This is a genomic window from Brevundimonas sp. Root1279 (assembly GCF_001425945.1).
Taxonomy (GTDB): Bacteria; Pseudomonadota; Alphaproteobacteria; order Caulobacterales; family Caulobacteraceae; genus Brevundimonas.
Window position 1 is genome coordinate 44,578 of the sequence record NZ_LMEB01000010.1, and the last position, 17,850, is coordinate 62,427.

Below are 17,850 nucleotides of genomic sequence, written 5' to 3' on the forward strand. Positions count from 1 at the left end.
TCAGCCTTTCAGGCGCCAGGTCGCGCCCTGGGGTCCGTCCATCACCACGACATTCAGAGCATTGAGCCGATCGCGGATACGGTCGGCCTCAGACCAGTCCTTGGCGGCCCGCGCGGCGGCGCGCTGCTCGAGCAGGGCCTCGACCTCGACGCGCAGGTCGTCGGAGACGTCGCCCTCCAGCCACTCGCCCGCATTGGCCTGCAGCACGCCGAGCAGGGTCGCGGAGGCGATGAGTTGGCCCTTGGCGGTCGCCACGGCGGCATGGTCGCCCGCGGTCATGCCGCGCTCGATCTCGCTGGACAGGCCGAACAGCACGGCCATGGCGCCGGGCGTGTTCAGATCGTCCTCGATCGCCTTGAGGAAGTCGGCCGGCGGCTGGTCGGTCGACGCCTCGACAGCGGCGGCGCGGTGCAGGGCGCCGTAGAGGCGGTCCAGCGATTTGCGGCTTTGATCGAGCAGGCCCTGATTCCAGTCCAGCGGCTGGCGGTAGTGGGCGCTGAGCAGGGCCCAGCGGACCACCTCGCCCGGCATGTTCTGGACCAGGTCGTGCAGCAGCAGGACGTTGCCGATCGACTTTGACATCTTCTCGGCGTCGACGGTCAGGAAGCCGTTGTGCATCCAGTAGCGGCTGTATTCAGCATGCGGCTGGTCGCCGTGGGCGTGGCCGTGAGCGCAGACCCCCTGGGCGATCTCGTTCTCATGGTGCGGGAAGACCAGGTCGATGCCGCCGCCGTGGATGTCGATCGGGAGGCCGAGATTCTCCTCGATCATGGCCGAGCACTCGATGTGCCAGCCCGGACGCCCCTCGCCCCAGGGCGACGGCCACGACGGCTCGCCTTCCTTGGCAGGCTTCCACAGCACGAAATCGTGCGGATTCTTCTTGTAGGGCGCGACCTCCACGCGGGCGCCAGCGATCATGTCGTCCAGGTTCCGTCCCGACAGGCGGCCGTAGTTCTCATAGGCCGAGACATCGAACAGCACATGGCCCTCGGCGGCATAGGCGCAACCGTTGTCGAGGATGGCGGCGATCTGCTGGATAATGGCGTCCATGTGGTCGGTGACGTGCGGGGCCAGATCCGGCGGCGAGACGTTCAGCCGGCCCATGTCCTCGAGATAGGCGGCCTCATAGCGGGCCGTGACCTCGCCGATCGGCGTGCCTTCCTTGGCCGCCTTGGCGTTGATCTTATCGTCCACGTCCGTGACGTTGCGGGCGTAGATCACCTTGTCGGGGCCGTAGGTGCGGCGCAGCAGGCGGACCAGCACGTCGAACACCACCGGCGGGCGCGCATTGCCGATATGGGCGAAGTCATAGACCGTCGGTCCGCAGACATAGAGGGTCACCCGGTTCGGATCGCGCGGTTCGAAGACGCGCTTTTCACGGTGAAGGGTGTCGTGGATCGTCAGCGGCATTGGGCTGCAGTCGCCTCAGTTTTCTTGCGGAACGTACGGGATCGCCCATATAGCCGCCTTGCCGCATACTCGACAGGGTTACGGCCGAGAATAACAAGGGAGAGCGGCGCGCGTCCTTCCGGTGGCCATCGCCCCGGCGCTACTTCGCCGCTTCAGAGATCGAGAATGAGCGTCACCCCCGTCAAGCCCGTCCTGGTCGGCGAGAACGACGAAGTCATCCGTCCCAGCCGCGAGCAGGCGCTCGAGGCCGTGCGCACCCTGCTGGCCTGGGCCGGCGACAACCCGGACCGCCCCGGCCTGATCGACACCCCCAAGCGCGTGGTCGACGCCTATGGCGAATGGTTCGACGGCTATGACGCCGACGCCGCCAAGGAGCTCTCGCGGACCTTCGAGGACGTGCAGGGCTATGACGACATGGTCCTGCTGCGCGACATCGAGGTCGAGAGCCACTGCGAGCACCACATGGCTCCGTTCCTGGGCAAGGCCTACGTCGCCTACATTCCGAATGAGAAGGTGGTCGGCATCTCCAAGCTGGCCCGCGTCGTCGAAATCTATTCGCGCCGCCTGCAGACCCAGGAAGTCCTGACCAACCAGATCGCCGAGGCCATCGAATCGAATCTGCAGCCGCAGGGCGTGGCCATCCTGATCGACGCCGAACACCAGTGCATGACGACCCGCGGCGTCCATCATCGCCACGTTTCGACCATCACGACGCGTTTCACTGGCGTCTTCAAGTCCGACGCGGCGCTCAAGGATCGCTTCCTGAAGCTCGCCAAGGGCTGATTTGGCTCGCTCTACAGGCGTAAAGTGAAGCTGGATCCCTCTCGGGAACCGACTTCCACCCGAACCCGCTTTACAAGCCGGGCCGGGAACGCCAAGAGACGTTCCGAAGCTTTAAGCGTCGCTCGTCGCCTGTTGCGCCGGGCCTGATGGAGAACCAGCGCATGGGCGCCAAACTTTCCGGACCGGGTGGCGGCAAGAGCCACACGATCAGCCAGAACGCGGACATCAACGTCACGCCGTTCGTCGATATCATGCTCGTGCTGCTGATCATCTTCATGGTCGCGGCGCCGATGGCCACCGTTTCGATCCGTCTCGACCTGCCGCCGGCGGTCCCGCCGCCGCCGGATCAGGTGCAGAAGGAGCCGGTCAACGTCTTCATCCAACGTGGCGGCGAAATCTTCATCAAGGGCACCCCGACCACCCTCGAGGGCCTCGCGGCCGACGTCTGCGCCGCCCTGGGCGGCGGCGACCCGGCCTGTAAGGAAGAGCGCGTGTTCGTCCAGGCCAACCAGGACGTGACCTACAACCAGTTCATGGAAGTCATGAACGAGCTGCAGGCCAAGGGCTTCTACAAGGTCGGCCTGATCAACGAAGAGTTCCAGTAAGGCTTCACCGCCCTACCGAAAATCAAAGGCCGTCGCCCTCGGGCGGCGGCCTTTTTCCTTGCCTCGCTCCCGCCCCCTCCCCGCCCTGCAAATGACGCGGACCGCGCTCGACATGCCGGTACGGCCGCGCTTGGCGGTCGGACAGGAGGAGACCATGGGAGCCAGACTTTCAGGCGCGTCAGGCCATGCCGGCGCAGCCGTCCAGCAGAACGCCGAGATCAACGTCACACCCTTCGTGGACATCATGCTGGTGCTGCTGATCATCTTCATGGTTGCGGCGCCGATGGCCACCGTGTCAGTCCGGCTCGACCTCCCGCCCGCCGAATTTCCGAAGCAGCCGGTCAGGGAGCCGGTCAATGTGACGCTCCAGAAGGACGGCGGCCTCTACATCAGCGGGCGGGAGACCAGCCTGGCCAATCTCGCAGCCGATCTCTGCACGGCCCTGGGCGGCGGGGCCTGCACCGAAGAGCGCCTGTTCGTCCAGGCCCAGCCGGACGCCTCCTATGAGCAGTTCATGACGGTGATGAACGAGCTGAACGCCAAGGGCTTCCACCAGGTGGGTCTAATCAACGAGGACTTCCCCGCCCGTTGAACGAAGAAGGCCGCGCCCGAGCCGGGCGCGGCCTTCTCAAGTCTCAACGAACAGCGAGCCTACTGCACCGATTGGCGCGGCTGGTTCGCGGCGGCGGCCGGCGGGGTCGCCGCAGGCGCTTGATAGGGCTGGGGACCCGACGGCTGGGCTTGGGCCGGAGCAGCGGCCGGAGCAGCAGCGGTCTGCGGTCGACGCGCGGGCGGACGGGCCGGCGGACGGGCCGGCGTGCGAGCGGCCGGACGCGCGACCGGCGGCTTGGCGGCCGCCGGAGTCGCCACGGCCGGCGTCGGAGCGTCGGCGGCCGGCTCGGCGGTCGCGGCGGCGGCGCGGGCCGCCAGCTGCTGCTGGGCGGCGAAGCGGCCGGCGAGCTTCTCGGTCAGCACCCGGGCGGCGTTCGGATCCATCTGAGCCATGATGGCGGCCAGGGAGCGCGGGCGCATGGCGGCGGCGACGGGAAGGCGGACATCGTCATTCAGGGTTGAGAAGACCCGGGCGGCGTCGCGCGGACGCATGGCCGAATAGACGGCCACGAGACGATCGATCTCGGCCTTTTCCTTCTCGTCCACCTGCCCGAGCATGGCGGCCACCTCGGCCTTGACCGATTCCAGCGCCGCCACCTTGGCGTCCAGCTTCTGCTCGGCCGCAGTCATCAGCGGCAGCATGGAGGCCATGTCCGCGTCGCGGGCGTCCAGCTCCGTGCGGCGGGCGGAAAGAGACTGGATGATGCGCAGTTCGGCGGGCGAGATGCCGGCCTGCTGGGCCAGCTGTTCCGGGGTCAGGGCGCAGACGGCGGGCGCCGCCGGAGCCGCCGCGGCGGCCGGAGCCGCTTCCTCGGCCCACGCCTTGGCGCCGTCGAACAGCTCAGGGGCGACCCCCGCGGCGCGGACGACCACCACGCCGCCGATGGCGACGGCGATCAACGGCAGGAGGCGGGGAATCTTGCTCATGAGCGTTCTCGAAATGGGTCCGTAGCGGCCGATCAGGCGGCGAACAGATCTTCGTCCAGGGTGCGGCGGGCGCGGTTGACGGAGTCCTTCGCCGATTGGTTAGCGGTCAGGACGGACAGCAGGGCGACCAGATTGTCACGGTCGGACTTCGAGGCGGCCGGCGGGGCCTTGCCGGTGATGCGCTCGGCCAGGGCGGCCATGCGGCGGTCCCGCTCGGCGTCAGACACGGCGGCAGGGGCGATCTGGCCCCGGGCGGCGGGGGTCGGCGCGGGGCGCGGGGCGGCCACGGGAGCAGCGACCGGCTGCGGGGCTTCTTCGCGGAGCCCGCGCGGTTCGGCCGGAGCGCGAGCGATCAGGGCCTCCAGCTGCGCCTTCACTTCGCGCGCCTTGACGATGCGGTCGTGCAGCAGGTCGGTCTCGTGGCCGGAGTCGCGCAGCGAGCCCAGGGCCGCTTCGGCGCGGCCGGCGGCGGTGTTCAGCTCGACCACGGCCGAGGCGAAGGCCAGCTGGCCGGCGCGCAGGGCGGCGAGTTTCTTCTCGAGCCTGACGCCGTAGCCGAGGGCGGCCACCAGCAGGATCATCAGAACGCCATCGAGGATCATGCCGGTCATCAGCGTTTACCCTTCGTCAGACTGGAAGCGGCCTCAACATTGATCGGCGCCTCGACGCGCACCGCGATGTGTTGACCTTTGCGGCCCATGCGGCCGACCGTGAGCGGAATGGCGCCCGCGCGAACCGAAATCTCGGAGTCCGGCGTGGCGTTGAGCATCAAGGTATCGCCGACCTTCAGGTCCAGGACCTGCGACAGCGGCACCTGTTGTTCGTCAAGAACGGCGCGGACCTCGGTGTGCGTGGTCCAGAGCTCGGTGGCCAGGTGGCCTTCCCAGATGTTGTCGCGGCCGAACTTCTCACCCATGAACTGCTGCAGCAGCATCTTCCGGATGGGTTCGAGCGTGGCGTAGGGCAGCAGGAGCTCGATGCGGCCGCCGCGGTCTTCCATGTCGATCCGCAGCTTGACCAGGATGGCGGCGTTGGCCGGCCGGGCGATGGCGGCGAAGCGCGGGTTGGTCTCGAGGCGATCAAGGTTGAAGTGGACCGGGGTCAGCGGCTCGAACGCGGCGCGGGCGTCGGCCAGCACGACCTCGATCATGCGCTGCACCAGCACCCGCTCGATCGTCGTGTAGGGCCGGCCCTCGATGCGCAGGGCGGCGGTGCCGCGGCGGCCGCCGAGCAGGACGTCGACGATCGAATAGATCAGGTTCGAGTCGACCGTCAGCAGGCCGTAGTTGTCGAGCTCCTCGGCCCGGAACACCGCCAGGATGGCCGGCAGCGGGATCGAGTTGAGGTAGTCGCCGAAGCGGATCGACGAAATGTTGTCGAGGCTGACCTCGACGTTGTCCGAGGTGAAATTCCGCAGGCTGGTGGTCATCAACCGCACCAGGCGGTCGAAGACGATCTCAAGCATCGGCAGACGCTCGTACGAGACGAGCGCCGAGTTGATGATCGCCCGGATGCCGGAGCGTTCGGCCGAATCGTCGTCGCCGAGGTCGAAGCCGAGCAGACTGTCGATTTCGTCCTGGTTGAGGACGCGTTCCGACATCATCGCGCCGGCGAAGGGATCGGCCTCCGGCTGCGGGTCCGGATCATCGGCGAAGGCGGCGTCGCTCATTGCACCAGCATTTCTTCGATGAGGACGGCGTCGACCTTGCCGGGCGCGGCGATCAGGTTGACGCGACGCAGAATCTCCGCGCGCAGTTGGAAACTTCCGGCCGAGCCGGCCAGGTCGTCAGGACGCAGTTCGCGCAGGAAGCCCTGGAACATGTCCTGCATCCGCGGCATCTCGCCCTGCAACTGCTCGGCCAGGCCGTGGTCCTTCATCTCCAGCGTCAGCTTGAGCTTGAGATAGGTCGGACGGCCCTCCGGGCCCTGGATGTTCACCACCATGTCCGGCAGGGTGTAGAAGACCACGCCGTCCGGGCCCTCGCTGATGACGCCCAGGGACGGATCGGCTTCCTCGCCGCCGCCGCCGTGACCGCCGCCCTTCTTCTTCTCGGACTTGCCGTGGTCGCCGCCCTTCTTCTCGGCGCCGTGGCCGCCGCCGGCGTCAGCCGCTTCGGCCTTGGGCTGCATCAGGAAGAAGGCCGCGCCGCCGCCGCCGCCCAGCACGACCAGCGCGGCCGGGATGGCGATGAACAGCAGAGGCAGCTTCTTCTTGGCAGGCGCGTCGCCGCCCTCACCTTCCACGCCGTCGCTGACGGCGGGCAGGTTGGCGTCATCGCCCTTCTTCTTAAGGAACTTGAACATGCCGCGCCCCGGAATCTCTTGATCCCATTCGAGCGTTTTTTGGTTAACGACCCGTTTAGAGCCGGCAAATCCTGCCGGGCGCCGGGGCTAGCTTAACGGGTCAAATGCCCGCCACCACTGGATTAACCGTGTTGGCACATCCGTTGCGAAGGGGTTGGCGAAAGGAGCCGCCCCGTGGAAAACGCCGCTTACGTTGGACTGTCACGCCAGATGACGCTGCGCCGCGAGCTCGACATCGTGGCGAACAACATCGCCAATGCCGACACGAACGGCTTCAAGGTCGAGCAGCTGCTGCTCGGCACGGAGGTCGGCGAGCGGGCTCGCAACGCCTTCGTCAAGCCGGGCGTCAGCTTCGTGCTCGATAACGGCGTGGGGCGCGACTACGGCCAAGGCTCCCTTGAGCAGACGGGGCGCTCGCTGGACTTCGCCATCGAAGGCGAAGGCGCCTTCTTCAAGTTGCAGGACGGCGCCGGCGAAGCCTACACCCGTGACGGGGCCTTCACGCTGGACGCAGAGGGCCGCCTGACCACCCAGGGCGGCGCGCCGGTGCTGGGCGACGGCGGCGAGATCATCCTCGACCGCAGCCTGGGCGAGGTCTCCGTCGCCTCCGACGGAACCATCAGCCAGAACGGCCAGCCGGTCGGCCGCCTGGCCGTGGTGCGCTTCGACGCTCTGGCCGCCCTCGAGAAGGGCGGCGACGGCCTCTACCGCAACGCCTCCAACGCCGCGGCCCTCGAGGCCAACGACGTGCAGGTCCGTCAGGGCATGCTGGAAGGCTCGAACGTCAATCCGATCCTCGAGATCACCAACCTCATCGAGATCCAGCGCGCCTACGAGAGCGTGACCCGGATGATCGAAAACAACACCGACCTGTCGCGCCGATCTGTCGAGCGCCTCGGCCGGGTTTCGTAAGGGAGCACTGAGACATGCGCGCGCTCAGAACCGCCGCTTCGGGCATGGCCGCCCAGCAGCTGAACGTCGAGGTCATCTCGAACAACATCGCCAACATGAACACGGTCGGGTTCAAGCGGCAGCGGGCCGAGTTCCAGGACCTGCTGTACCAGAACGTCGAGCGGATGGGCGCGCAGTCGTCCAGCCAGGGCACTGTCGTCCCGACCGGCATCCAGATCGGCGCGGGCGTGAAGGCCGGCTCGGTCTACCGCGTCACCGAACAGGGCACCCCCAGCCAGACCGGCAACCGCTACGACATGGCCGTCGACGGCCGCGGCTATTTCCAGATCATGCTGCCCTCGGGCGAGACCGCCTACACCCGGGCCGGCAACTTCTCGGTCAATGGCGAGGGCCAGCTGGTCACCGACGACGGCTACGCCGTGCAGCCGAACATCTCGATCCCGCAGGACGCGGTCGACGTCTCGATCTCCAAGGCCGGCCAGGTTCAGGTGCTGACCCAGGGCGAGACCGAGCCGCAGATCGTCGGCCAGATCGAACTGGCCACCTTCTTCAACGACGCGGGCCTGGAAGCCATCGGCGACAACCTGCTGCTCGAAACCGCAGCCTCGGGCCCGGCCAACGTCGGCGCGCCGGGCGACGTCGGCTTCGGCGAGGTCCTGCAGGGCTATACCGAGTCCTCGAACGTCGACGCTGTGGCCGAGATCAGCGCCCTGATCGTCGCCCAGCGCGCCTATGAGATGAACTCCAAGGTCATCACCACCGCCGACCAGATGCTGTCGGTCAGCGCGCAGGTGAAATCGTGAAGTCCCTGATCCTCGGCGCCGTCGCCGTCGCCGCCCTCGCCTTCGCCGGTTCGGCCTTCGCGGGCCCGGTGACGCTGAAGTCCAATCCGGTCGACGTCGACGGGCGCATCACCCTGGGTGACCTGTTCGACGGGGCCGGAAACGCCTCGGACGTCGTCGTCGGCCAGCGCAATGGCCCATCCATCGTCTTCGAAGCGGGCCAGCTGCAGGCCCAGGCCCGCCAATCGGGCCTGGAGTGGGCAAATCCGACCGGGCTGCGCCGCGTGGTCGTCCGTCAGGCCTCGGCCCCGGTCGCCGCTGACGAGCCCCCCGCCCCGACGGCCGTCGCCGCCGCGGCTCCGGCCCGTCCCGCTGTGGCCCGCCCCGCCTACGCCGACCGCGTCATCAGCCGCAACGACATCGTCGAAGTCGCCTATGAGGCCGGCGGCGTCCGCCTGACGATCAGCGGCCGTGCTGAAGGCAATGCCGCCGAAGGCCAACGCCTGGCCGTTCGCAACCTGCAGTCGGGCCGTATCATCGACGCTGTCGCTGTGGCCCCGGGCCAGGCCGTCGCCGGTCCCGCCGCCCAGTCGATCCGCACCCAACAGTTCGCCGCCCGATAGAGGGAAGAGTACCGATGCGCACCATCCTGACCATCACCGCCCTGACCGCCGCCGCCCTGTCGCTGGGCGCCTGCTCGACCGCCGTCGAAGCCGTCCGTGGTCCTGAACTGGCCCCGATCGCCTACCCGGCGGCCCTGGTTCCGGCCAACCAGATGTACGTCCCCAGCGCCCAACAGCAGCAGGAAGACCGCGCCGCCAGCGCCAACAGCCTGTGGCGCACCGGCACCCGCACCTTCTTCGGCGATCAGCGCGCGCGCCGCATCGGCGACATCGTCACCGTCAACATCGACATCGACGACCGCGCCCAGACCCAGAACACCACCCAGCGCAGCCGCTCGAACGAGATCAACGCCGGAGTGACCAACTTCTTCGGCCTCGAGACCGCCATGGGCCAGGCCTTCCCGGCCGGCTTCGACCCGACCGCCCTGGTCGGCATGGGCGGCGAGTCCAACGCGAATGGCTCGGGATCGGTGAACCGCTCGGAGAAGGTCAGCCTGACCATCGCCGCCGTCGTCACCGATGTGATGGCCAACGGCAACCTGGTCATCCAGGGTCGGCAAGAAGTGCGCACTAACCGCGAGGTCCGCGAACTGACCGTCGCCGGCATCGTGCGCCCCGAGGACATCAGCTCGGCCAACACCATCGCCCACTCCCAGATCGCAGAGGCCCGCATCTCCTACGGCGGCCGCGGCGACATCAGCCGCGTCCAGGCCACGCCGGCCGCCCAGTCGCTGGTCGAGCGCTTCAGCCCGTTCTGATCAGCCACACCTGAAAGATGCAGGGACGGCCGGGGTTCGCGCCCCGGCCGTCTTCGTTTGTTCGGCGAACGAGCGTCAATTTCGCAACAGCGAGCACGATGACGCTATTGCGAGAAGCGGAGCCGTGAACCGTTAACGAAAATCGGCGTTTGCCCGGCCAGACGCGAGTAGATTTTCCATGTTCAAGTTCGCCGTTCCCGCCGTAGCCGCCCTGGGCCTGATCGCCATTGCGGCCCAATCGCAAGCCACCAACACGGACGTCGCCGTCGTCGACGGCCTGCCGATGGGGTGGCACCTCAGCCATGAGGAATCGATGGCCAAACTGGCCTACGGCGTCGAGAATTCCGATCAACTCGCCCTGATGATCACCTGCGAGCCGGGCCAGGCCCAAGCGATCGTGTATGGAGACGTCCAGCCGGACAGTCCCCGCCTGGTGCATGCGTCGGCAGGCGCTGCCTTCATCGACCCCCTGTCGGGCGACCTGTCTGACGAGACCCGGATCGCCTTGCGCGATCCCGCGTTACGGGATCTGGCCCGCAAGGGTCGGATGCCGGTGACCGGCGAAGCGGGCGCTTATGAACTGACGGCGACCCGAGAGGAGCGCCGGCTGATCAACCAGTTCCTGTCCTACTGCGAAACCAGCCACGTCTGACGAAACGCGGCCAGGGGGGGGAGACAAGATGATCGCCATTGTCGCCGCCCTGGCGCTGGCCGGGCAGACCGCGCCGGCTGAGGCCGCCTGGACCTGGACCCTGTACGACGACACGACGCCCGTCGTTCTGGCCAACGAGATCCCCGACACGCCAAGCCTTAGGGCCACGCTGGAGTGCGATCCCGCTTCGGGCGTGGCGCGCATCATCCTGTATGGCGGATCACCCGATGGGGGCATGGCCCGGATCACCGCCGGCCAGACCTCCGCCATGGCCCAGGCCGAGGCCCAGCGAGGCGGTGCGCTCAAGCTCGCCCTGCCGACCGACCATCCCGTATTTGCGGCTTTCGCGGCGGACGGCCGCATGTCCATCGCCGTCGCCGAACAGCGCCAGTCGTTGGAAGTGCCGCGCGCCCACCTTGCCAAGCTGCGCCGGTTCGCCGAACTGTGCTCCGGTTAGTCCGGAGCCGTCCATGCGCCTGCCCGTCCTGTTTGTCCTCGCCGGCCTGACGCTGGGCGTGACCGCCTGCGCCTCGGTCGCGCCGCCGCCTGTGGCCTCATCGGGCGCGCCTTTGCCGGTGGACGGCTACGACTGGCATTTCAGCGGCGACGCCGCATCCGCCCGCCTCGCCTACGGCGTCGAGGCCAGCGACGACGTCCGCCTGGCCATGGATTGCCAAGCCGGCGCCGGGCGCCTGGATCTGATCGCCAATGCGCCCGAGGGAACACGCCCGGAGATCCATCTCGAATCCGGCGGCGACACCGAGCGATTCCCGGCCGCGAGCGAACCCTCGATCATCCATGACGGGGTCTTCCTGACCGCCGAGGCAGCCGCGGACGAGCCGGTCTTCCTGCGATTCCGCCGACTGGGCTGGATCGCAATCTGGCGCGGCGAAGAGCGTGAGCCGCTGGCCGCCCATCCGGGGACGCTGCCGCAGATCGAGCGGTTCTTCGCCTTTCTGCGGTTGACGGCGGCGCTCGGCTCCGGTGCAGTCCCGCCCGCATTCGGGAGGGATCCATGAAGACCATGCTCGCCGTCGGGGCCGCCGCCCTGCTCGCCGTCGCCGCCCCGGCCTGCGCCGCGCCCCTCCAAGCTCCACCCGCCGCGTCGCGGAATGCCGAGAACCCGGCCCTGGCGTCAGTGCTGGCGGATTATGAAACCTACCTCCGCACCGTCGATCCCATCACCGCCGGCATGGAGGGCGATCGCGCCGCCCTGTCCCGCCTGCCCGACGCCTCGCGCGCTTTTGAGGTGGCCCAGGAGCCGGTGCTCAAAGCCTTCGCCGACCGACTGGCCGCCATAGACCCGGCGACATTGAGCGACGATGACCGCCTGAACCATGCCTTCCTGGCCTATGTAATCCAGCGCTCGCGCGACCGCATTCCGCTCGACACCGGCCGACTGGAAGCCTTCAACTCCGAGGGCGGCCCCGGCCAGAATGTCAGCTACCTCGCCAGCGTCACCCGCATCGCGACCCGCGAGGACGCCGAGGCCTGGATCGCGCGTCTCGAGGCCATGCCCAAACTGTACGAAGACCAGCTGGCCAGCGCCCGACGCGGCCTGGAAAGCGGCCTGGTGCAGCCCCGCTCGATCGTCGAGAACGCGCTCAGCCTGATCGAGCCGGAGGCGGCCCTGACACCCGCGGCCGACCCGCTGTTGAAGCCCTTCGCCAGTCTGCCCGCCTCGATCCCCGCCCCCGAGCAGGCCGCGCTGCGCCAGCGCGCCGAACGCGCCGTGGCCGATGGCGTCATGCCCCACCGCCGCGAGTGGGCCCGCTTCCTGCGTGAGGACTACCTGCCCCGCGCGCCCGAGACCCTGGGCGTCGTCCACCGCCCGGGCGGCCGCGAGCTCTACGCCTTCTACACGCGCGGCTTCACCACGACCGACCTGACCCCGGATCAGATCCACGCCATCGGCCAGCAGGAAGTCGCCCGCATCCGCGCGCGCATGGACATCGAGATGAAGGCCGCCGGATGGACCGGCGACTTCGCCTCATTCCTCAACTTCCTGCGAACCGATCCGCAATTCTACGCCGCCAGCCGCGAAGCGCTGATGGAGAAGGCGTCGGAAATGGCCAAGCGTTCCGACGACGGCCTTCCGGCCCTGTTCGGGACCCTGCCCCGAACCCCCTACGGCGTGCGCGAGGTGCCGCGCGAGATCGAGGCCAACTACACCACCGGCCGCTACTTCCCCGGCTCAATGGAGAACGGCGTCGCCGGCGGCTATATGGTCAACACCGGGAGGCTGGACCAGCGTCCGCTGTACGAGCTGCCCGCCCTGACGCTGCACGAGGCGGTGCCCGGCCACCACCTGCAGATCGCCCTGCAGCAAGAGGCCGAGGAAGGCCCGTACTTCCGCCGCAGCGTCGACGTCACCGCCTTCGTCGAGGGTTGGGGCCTCTACTCGGAGTTCCTGGGCGAGGAGATGCAGTTCTACCGCACGCCCTACGAGCGGTTCGGCCGCCTGAGCTACGAGATGTGGCGGGCGTGCCGCCTGGTCGCCGACACCGGCATCCACGCCCTGGGCTGGGATCTCGAACAGGCCCGCGCCTGCTTCCGCGATAACTCGGCCCTGGCCCCACACAACATCGAGACAGAGTTGCAGCGCTACATCGGCTGGCCGGGCCAGGCCACGGCCTACAAGATCGGCGAGATCCGCCTGCGCGAGATCCGCACCCGCGCCGAGCGCGAACTGGGCGACAAGTTCGACGTCCGCCGCTTCCACGACGCCCTGCTGGTCGACGGCCCGCTCCCGATGGCGCTGCTTGACGAGCGAATGGACCGCTGGATCGCGGCGGAGAAGGCGCGGCCGGCGGGGTAGGCGCCCGGCCTACAGGCGCCGGACGCGGATCGCGCGGCTGGAGCCGACGGTCATCAGGAAGCTGCCCATCGCCGCGCGGCGGATTCGCACGGGTTGGCCGGGCCGGTTGCGGAACTGCGCCGACTCACTGTCGGCCTGAATCCAGCTGCTGCCGTCGGCGAGGCGGAAGGTCCATTCGTCGCGCGGATTGCGGCTGGCCCCGACCAGGGTGGTCTCGACCTCGGTCAACGCGGCCCCGGCGCCGGCGCCGAACACCTGCGGGAGTGCGGACAGGTCCAGGCCGAAGGTGTCGCGCCGGGCGCGATCCACCTGGGCCCGGTCGACCACCACGATGGAGCCGTCTCGGCGGGCGGTCTCGAGGGCCCCGGCGGCCGCGTCGAAACAGGCCAGGCGGGCCGTCCCCTCGGTCAGCGCGCGGCAGGCGAGCAGACGCTGCAGTTGTTCGGGGTCCTGTGACGGGGGCGCCTCCTGGGCCGTGTTCAACGCCAGCGCCGCCAGTACGGATGTCACCAACATGGGCCTCTCCCTGTTTCGCCCGCGGAGCATGCGGTCAGCCGGGAGGAAGTCCAAGGGCTGCGCGCCGTTTTATCGAGAGCTTCGCCGAGATCAGCGAATGGGCGATGACCAGATGCTCCGCCAGTTCGTCGTCGGGCCAGTCGTCGATGCTGGGCAGGTTCACCCACTTGGCCCTGGCCAGATAGGGCGCCGGGCGAGCGCGGCCGTCCTCGGTCAGCACCTCATAGGCGATGTCGGAGACCTTGAACGAGATGCCGCCCATCTCGCCGACCATGGCGAACATCTTGCCGCCGATGCGATAGGCGTCGTGATGGTCGCCGAACGGGTGGTCGAGCGTGGCCCCCGGCAGCGCCAGGCACACCTTGCCGACCCCCGCCCGGTCCATGATCAGGCGTCCGCGGCGACGCCGACGCCGATCGGGCAGACCACGCCCGTCCCGCCGATTCCGCAGTAGCCGGCCGGGTTCTTGGCCAGATAGCCCTGGTGGTAGTCCTCGGCGAAATAGTAGGGGCCCGCCGGTTCGATCTCGGTGGTGATCTTGTCGCGGCCCGCCTTGTCGAGCGCGGCCTGGTAGGCGTCGCGCGAGGCCTCGGCCTCGGCCTTCTGGGTCTCGTTCAGGTAGTAGATCACTGAGCGGTAGGTGGTGCCCACGTCATTGCCCTGGCGCATGCCTTGGGTCGGGTCGTGATTCTCCCAGAACACCTTCAGCAGTTCGCCGTAGGTGATCTCGTGCGGATTGAAGACCACCTGCACCACCTCGGCGTGGCCGGTGCGGCCGGTGCAGGTTTCCTCATAGGTCGGATTGGGCGTCAGGCCGCCCGAATAGCCGACCGAGGTCACCCAGACCCCCGGCAGTTGCCAGAACACGCGCTCGACGCCCCAGAAGCAGCCCATGCCGAAGATCGCGGTCTCGAACCCCACCGGATGCGGCCCCTTCAGCGGCCGGCCGGAGACGAAATGGACCTCGTCGGTATGCAGCGGCTTGTCGCGCCCCGGCAGGGCTTCGGCGGCGGTCGGCATCTCGGCGGTCTTCTTGAACAGCATGGCGGGGTTCTCCAGTCGGAGGCTTCAGGACGTCGTCGCCTATATGGGATGCGTCGCGGCGCTTGCCGAGGGGGCCCGGGTGTTCTATCAGCGCGCCTCGCGCCGGATCGACCGTCCGGCGCCTTCACGCACGTCGTGGAAACGGACAGGTGGCGGAGTGGTCGATCGCGCACGCTTGGAAAGCGTGTGTAGGTGAAAGCCTACCGAGGGTTCGAATCCCTCTCTGTCCGCCACGCCCCCCCCCGGAACAGTTCTGTGATCTGATCGAGGCCTCGCAAGGGCCCGGGCCGTCGGGGTGGATTGCCGTTACCCCCGTACCGCTCCCCTGGAAACCGCCGCGCCTCGCCAAGCCAGTCAGCGCGGGCCCTTCGGCTACCGCCCGCCTCAGGGGTCGCTCGTCTACAAGAAGGCGGGCAAGCTACGCCCCTGCGAGCTCCTGCTGGCGACGCCCGGTGGTGGTAAGCCGACACCACAAACAGACCAGATCGCTCACCCGTCCGGCTTTCAGATAGCGATTGATTCACGTAGGTGGATCATCATGTTGTTGGGGGGGCCAGACAGCAGGAGAGCGCCGCGCGTGGCCCGGATACTGATCGCCGACGATGATCCCCTCCTGAGGGCCCTGTTGCAGCACAGGCTGGCCGCCGACGGGCATGATGTGTTCGCCGTGGAACATGGCGGCCAGGTTTTGCCCGCCCTCGCGGATTTTCGTCCCGACCTCATCGTTCTGGACGCGATGATGCCGGTCATGGATGGGTTCGAGATCCTGCGCCGCCTGAAGTCCGGTGCGGACCAGGACGCCACGCCGGTCATCATGCTGACGGCCCTGAAACGCGAACCCGACATCGTGGGCGCCCTGCAGCTGGGCGCCGCCGATTACCTGGTCAAACCGTTCATTCCGGAAGAACTGTCGCAACGCATTCGCCGCATTCTGGCGGTCGAAACTAGCGGAGAAGAGCATGATACCGGCGCCCGCCGTCCAGGTTGAGGTCGCAGCGCAGGTTCAGGCGGATCCGCAGGCCCTCTATGAGGCGGCCGTCACCGCCCGCCTTGCCGGCCGCCATGCCGAGGCGGTCGACCTCCTGAACCGAGTGCTCGCCCTGCGCCCCGCCGACGTGGACGCGAGGCTGAACCTCGGTCTGTCTCTGCTGGCTCTCGGCCGCATTCCCGAGGCCGAGACGGCCTTCCGGACCGTGCTCGATCAGGCGCCGGGATATGCGGACGCCGAAGTCGGGCTCGCGCGCGCTGCTGAACTGCGCGGCGATCGCGAAGCCGCGCGGGAACACGCGACGCGGGCGCTGATCCTTTCGCCCGGTCGACAAGATGTGGCGGCGTTCCGCCGCAGCCTCGACGCGGTCGCTTGGCGCGGGGACATCGATGTCTCGCGCAGCCGGCTGTCGGCCGGCCTTCCGGACTGGACCATGACCCGCCTCGGCGTGGCCCGTTCGATCACGCCCGTTTGGAGCGTCAGCGGGTCGGTGGAACGGACGGAGCAATTCAACCAGGTGGACGTCTATGTCGAGGGCCGCATTGACCGCCGGATGACTGGAGCCGACGCCTATGTCGCCCTGGGCGGAACGCCCGAGGCCGACCACCGACCGGAAGTCATAGTGATGGCGGGGGGGAGCGCCTTGATCGCCCCTGACTTGCGGGCGACGCTGGACGCATCGGCCGCACGCTATGTGACGGGATCTGTGGAAAGCCTCCAACCCGGTGTGACGGGCGCCCTGTTCAACGGCCGTTTCGAGATCACTGCGCGCTGGATCAACGTCTGGGACGAGACGGATCGCCATCGCAGCGGTTATGCGGCGCGCGCCGCCTGGCAGGTGACCGATCGTTTCCGGTTGAGCGCCGGACACGCGGACGCTCCGGAGACTTCCGAGGGCGTGGTGGTCGATGTGGTGGCGACTAGTCTCGGGGCGGCGTTCGATATAACGGATCGGGTGACCCTGCGCCTTGGCGTCGTTGACGAGGACCGCGTCTCCTACACCCGCGAGGAGGTTGCTGTCGGCCTCGGCTGGCGCTTCTGACGTGAGCACGCTCGCGGGTCTCTGGTGGACATCCCTTCTCCTGGCGGCTCTGGCGCTGATCTGGATGAGCGGTCTCGTCCTGGCCCGGTTCAGCCGGGAAAAAGCTGACAAGCGCCGGGACATCGACAGGGCGCGCGTCCGCGCCGCCTGCCTGGACATCATGCAGGGAGCGGGAGATGCCGCATCGGGCCTCATGCCCTTCCGGCGTCGGGCCCGGCTTATGTCCGAAACCCTTCTGGAATTTCTCGCCATCGTGCGGGGAGGAGAACAACAGGCGCTGGTCTCGGCGTACAAATCGCTGGGCATCGACGGTCGCATCAGGGGACGCCTCATGCGAGGCGGCAAGGCAGGCAGGCTGGCGGCCGCAGAAGCGATAGCCGCCTTCCCCGGCCCGGAGACCGTCGCCGCGCTGGAGCGGCTCATAAGGGAGCACGGCGACGCCGAACTCCGCATCGCGGCTGTAAAGTCGCTGATCGATCTCGACGCCCCCCCGCCACTCCGGGACCTTCTGGCCGACATGCGGACCCAAGGCGTCAGCGAGTCCCTGCTGTACCTCCCTGTGGTTCAACGCATGACCAGGCTGGATCCGGACGGCGCGCTAGAACTGTTCGCCGACGCCACCGTCGAGCCTGCGGCGCGAGCCCTGATGGCCGACGCGCTGGGGCAGTCCGGAGACTATCGGGCGGTGCCTCCCTTGTGTGTCGCCGCCGAGGCCCCGGACCGGTCGCTCCGGATTTCAGCGGTCCGCGGTCTCGGGGAGCTTGCCCACCCTGCGGCCGCCGAAGCCGTCATCCAGGCGCTTGAGGATCCGGAATGGGAGGTCCGCTCCGCAGCCTGCGAGGCGGCGGGGCGCATTGGCCTGACCGCTGCGCTTCCGGCGCTGACCTTACGGCTGGCCGACCACATCTGGTGGGTTCGCTTCCAGGCCGCCGAAGCGATGACCGGGATGGGTCGCAAGGGGATCGAAAGCCTTCGCGTCGCCGCCGAGGCCGAATTCGATGTCGTCCGTCGCGCGGCTTCCATGGCGCTGGCGGAAAAGGGCCTGACCGAAGGGGTGGACGCTTGATGGAGTCC

22 protein-coding genes and 1 tRNA gene are annotated in these 17,850 nt (G+C 68.3%); 15 read left to right on the plus strand and 8 right to left on the minus strand.

The features are described 5' to 3' along the window. Positions 1 to 1,410 carry a cysteine--tRNA ligase gene (gene cysS / locus ASC65_RS15580; protein WP_056455364.1) on the minus strand — a complete coding sequence of 470 codons (1,410 nt, stop codon included), beginning with the start codon at positions 1,408 to 1,410 and terminating at the stop codon, positions 1 to 3. A 165-nt stretch (positions 1,411 to 1,575) separates the two neighbouring features. Between cysS and folE the strand changes: the two genes are divergently transcribed. The 3 genes from folE to ASC65_RS15595 all read left to right on the plus strand — a co-directional run bounded on the left by folE (position 1,576) and on the right by ASC65_RS15595 (position 3,390). Beyond that, positions 1,576 to 2,193 (plus strand): GTP cyclohydrolase I FolE, encoded by a 618-nt coding sequence (folE, locus tag ASC65_RS15585; protein ID WP_056455366.1) that lies wholly within the window; start codon positions 1,576 to 1,578, stop codon positions 2,191 to 2,193. Between the two features lie 161 nt (positions 2,194 to 2,354). After that, a complete protein-coding gene (locus ASC65_RS15590) occupies positions 2,355 to 2,798 on the plus strand; it encodes a biopolymer transporter ExbD (RefSeq protein WP_056455368.1) in 444 nt (147 codons plus the stop codon). 154 nt (positions 2,799 to 2,952) lie between these two features. Beyond that, positions 2,953 to 3,390 (plus strand): biopolymer transporter ExbD, encoded by a 438-nt coding sequence (locus ASC65_RS15595; protein WP_056455370.1) that lies wholly within the window; start codon positions 2,953 to 2,955, stop codon positions 3,388 to 3,390. 59 nt (positions 3,391 to 3,449) lie between these two features. Here ASC65_RS15595 and ASC65_RS15600 read toward each other — a convergent pair whose 3' ends face one another. The 4 genes from ASC65_RS15600 to ASC65_RS15615 form a co-directional block, all read right to left on the minus strand. Beyond that, entirely contained in the window at positions 3,450 to 4,337 is an 888-nt protein-coding gene (locus ASC65_RS15600) for a MotE family protein (protein ID WP_056455372.1), read from the minus strand. A gap of 32 nt (positions 4,338 to 4,369) precedes the next feature. Further along, positions 4,370 to 4,948 carry a DUF6468 domain-containing protein gene (locus tag ASC65_RS15605; protein WP_056455374.1) on the minus strand — a complete coding sequence of 193 codons (579 nt, stop codon included), beginning with the start codon at positions 4,946 to 4,948 and terminating at the stop codon, positions 4,370 to 4,372. Further along, positions 4,948 to 5,940: a flagellar motor switch protein FliM gene (fliM, locus tag ASC65_RS15610; protein WP_268750070.1), complete on the minus strand. Its 993-nt coding sequence runs from the start codon at positions 5,938 to 5,940 to the stop codon at positions 4,948 to 4,950. The genes ASC65_RS15605 and fliM overlap by 1 nt, the downstream gene beginning before the upstream one ends. A gap of 62 nt (positions 5,941 to 6,002) precedes the next feature. Beyond that, complete coding sequence (locus tag ASC65_RS15615; protein ID WP_056455378.1) at positions 6,003 to 6,641, minus strand: flagellar basal body-associated FliL family protein; 639 nt, start codon at positions 6,639 to 6,641, stop codon at positions 6,003 to 6,005. A 174-nt stretch (positions 6,642 to 6,815) separates the two neighbouring features. Here ASC65_RS15615 and flgF point away from each other — a divergent pair, with 174 nt between their 5' ends. The 8 genes from flgF to ASC65_RS15655 all read left to right on the plus strand — a co-directional run bounded on the left by flgF (position 6,816) and on the right by ASC65_RS15655 (position 13,186). After that, positions 6,816 to 7,553, plus strand: coding sequence for a flagellar basal-body rod protein FlgF (gene flgF, locus ASC65_RS15620; RefSeq protein WP_056455380.1), 738 nt, complete (start codon positions 6,816 to 6,818; stop codon positions 7,551 to 7,553). A gap of 14 nt (positions 7,554 to 7,567) precedes the next feature. Continuing rightward, a complete protein-coding gene (gene flgG, locus ASC65_RS15625; protein ID WP_056455382.1) occupies positions 7,568 to 8,356 on the plus strand; it encodes a flagellar basal-body rod protein FlgG in 789 nt (262 codons plus the stop codon). Continuing rightward, positions 8,353 to 8,958 (plus strand): flagella basal body P-ring formation protein FlgA, encoded by a 606-nt coding sequence (locus ASC65_RS15630; RefSeq protein WP_056455384.1) that lies wholly within the window; start codon positions 8,353 to 8,355, stop codon positions 8,956 to 8,958. The genes flgG and ASC65_RS15630 overlap by 4 nt, the downstream gene beginning before the upstream one ends. Positions 8,959 to 8,972: 14 nt before the next feature. After that, complete coding sequence (flgH, locus tag ASC65_RS15635) at positions 8,973 to 9,716, plus strand: flagellar basal body L-ring protein FlgH (RefSeq protein ID WP_056455386.1); 744 nt, start codon at positions 8,973 to 8,975, stop codon at positions 9,714 to 9,716. 178 nt (positions 9,717 to 9,894) lie between these two features. Beyond that, entirely contained in the window at positions 9,895 to 10,368 is a 474-nt protein-coding gene (locus ASC65_RS15640) for a hypothetical protein (protein WP_056455388.1), read from the plus strand. A gap of 28 nt (positions 10,369 to 10,396) precedes the next feature. Next, positions 10,397 to 10,825: a hypothetical protein gene (locus tag ASC65_RS15645; RefSeq protein ID WP_056455390.1), complete on the plus strand. Its 429-nt coding sequence runs from the start codon at positions 10,397 to 10,399 to the stop codon at positions 10,823 to 10,825. Positions 10,826 to 10,838: 13 nt separating this feature from the next. After that, positions 10,839 to 11,387, plus strand: a complete 549-nt coding sequence (locus ASC65_RS15650; protein WP_200939858.1) for a hypothetical protein — start codon at positions 10,839 to 10,841, stop codon at positions 11,385 to 11,387. Then, entirely contained in the window at positions 11,384 to 13,186 is a 1,803-nt protein-coding gene (locus ASC65_RS15655; RefSeq protein WP_056455392.1) for a DUF885 domain-containing protein, read from the plus strand. Before ASC65_RS15650 ends, ASC65_RS15655 begins: the two co-directional genes overlap by 4 nt. A 9-nt stretch (positions 13,187 to 13,195) precedes the next feature. On the opposite strand, the gene ASC65_RS15660 is transcribed toward ASC65_RS15655, so the two are convergent. Genes ASC65_RS15660 through msrA form a run of 3 tightly spaced genes read right to left on the minus strand, consistent with a single transcriptional unit; the run spans position 13,196 to position 14,746 of the window. Continuing rightward, the gene (locus ASC65_RS15660) at positions 13,196 to 13,702 is read right to left on the minus strand and encodes a hypothetical protein (RefSeq protein WP_056455394.1); all 507 of its coding nucleotides are present in this window, start codon (positions 13,700 to 13,702) and stop codon (positions 13,196 to 13,198) included. Positions 13,703 to 13,736: 34 nt separating this feature from the next. Further along, positions 13,737 to 14,087 (minus strand): MmcQ/YjbR family DNA-binding protein, encoded by a 351-nt coding sequence (locus ASC65_RS15665; protein WP_056455395.1) that lies wholly within the window; start codon positions 14,085 to 14,087, stop codon positions 13,737 to 13,739. Positions 14,088 to 14,089: 2 nt separating this feature from the next. Next, on the minus strand, positions 14,090 to 14,746 hold the full coding sequence (msrA, locus tag ASC65_RS15670; protein WP_056455398.1) for a peptide-methionine (S)-S-oxide reductase MsrA: 657 nt from the start codon (positions 14,744 to 14,746) through the stop codon (positions 14,090 to 14,092). 143 nt (positions 14,747 to 14,889) lie between these two features. Here msrA and ASC65_RS15675 point away from each other — a divergent pair. The 4 genes from ASC65_RS15675 to ASC65_RS15690 all read left to right on the plus strand — a co-directional run bounded on the left by ASC65_RS15675 (position 14,890) and on the right by ASC65_RS15690 (position 17,842). Next, positions 14,890 to 14,979 (plus strand) — tRNA-Ser (locus tag ASC65_RS15675). 344 nt (positions 14,980 to 15,323) lie between these two features. After that, positions 15,324 to 15,734: a response regulator transcription factor gene (locus tag ASC65_RS15680; protein ID WP_200939859.1), complete on the plus strand. Its 411-nt coding sequence runs from the start codon at positions 15,324 to 15,326 to the stop codon at positions 15,732 to 15,734. Next, positions 15,706 to 16,776 (plus strand): YaiO family outer membrane beta-barrel protein, encoded by a 1,071-nt coding sequence (locus tag ASC65_RS15685; protein ID WP_056455402.1) that lies wholly within the window; start codon positions 15,706 to 15,708, stop codon positions 16,774 to 16,776. Before ASC65_RS15680 ends, ASC65_RS15685 begins: the two co-directional genes overlap by 29 nt. 1 nt (position 16,777) lies before the next feature. Next, positions 16,778 to 17,842 (plus strand): HEAT repeat domain-containing protein, encoded by a 1,065-nt coding sequence (locus ASC65_RS15690; protein ID WP_056455404.1) that lies wholly within the window; start codon positions 16,778 to 16,780, stop codon positions 17,840 to 17,842. The last annotated feature ends 8 nt before the right edge of the window (positions 17,843 to 17,850 follow it).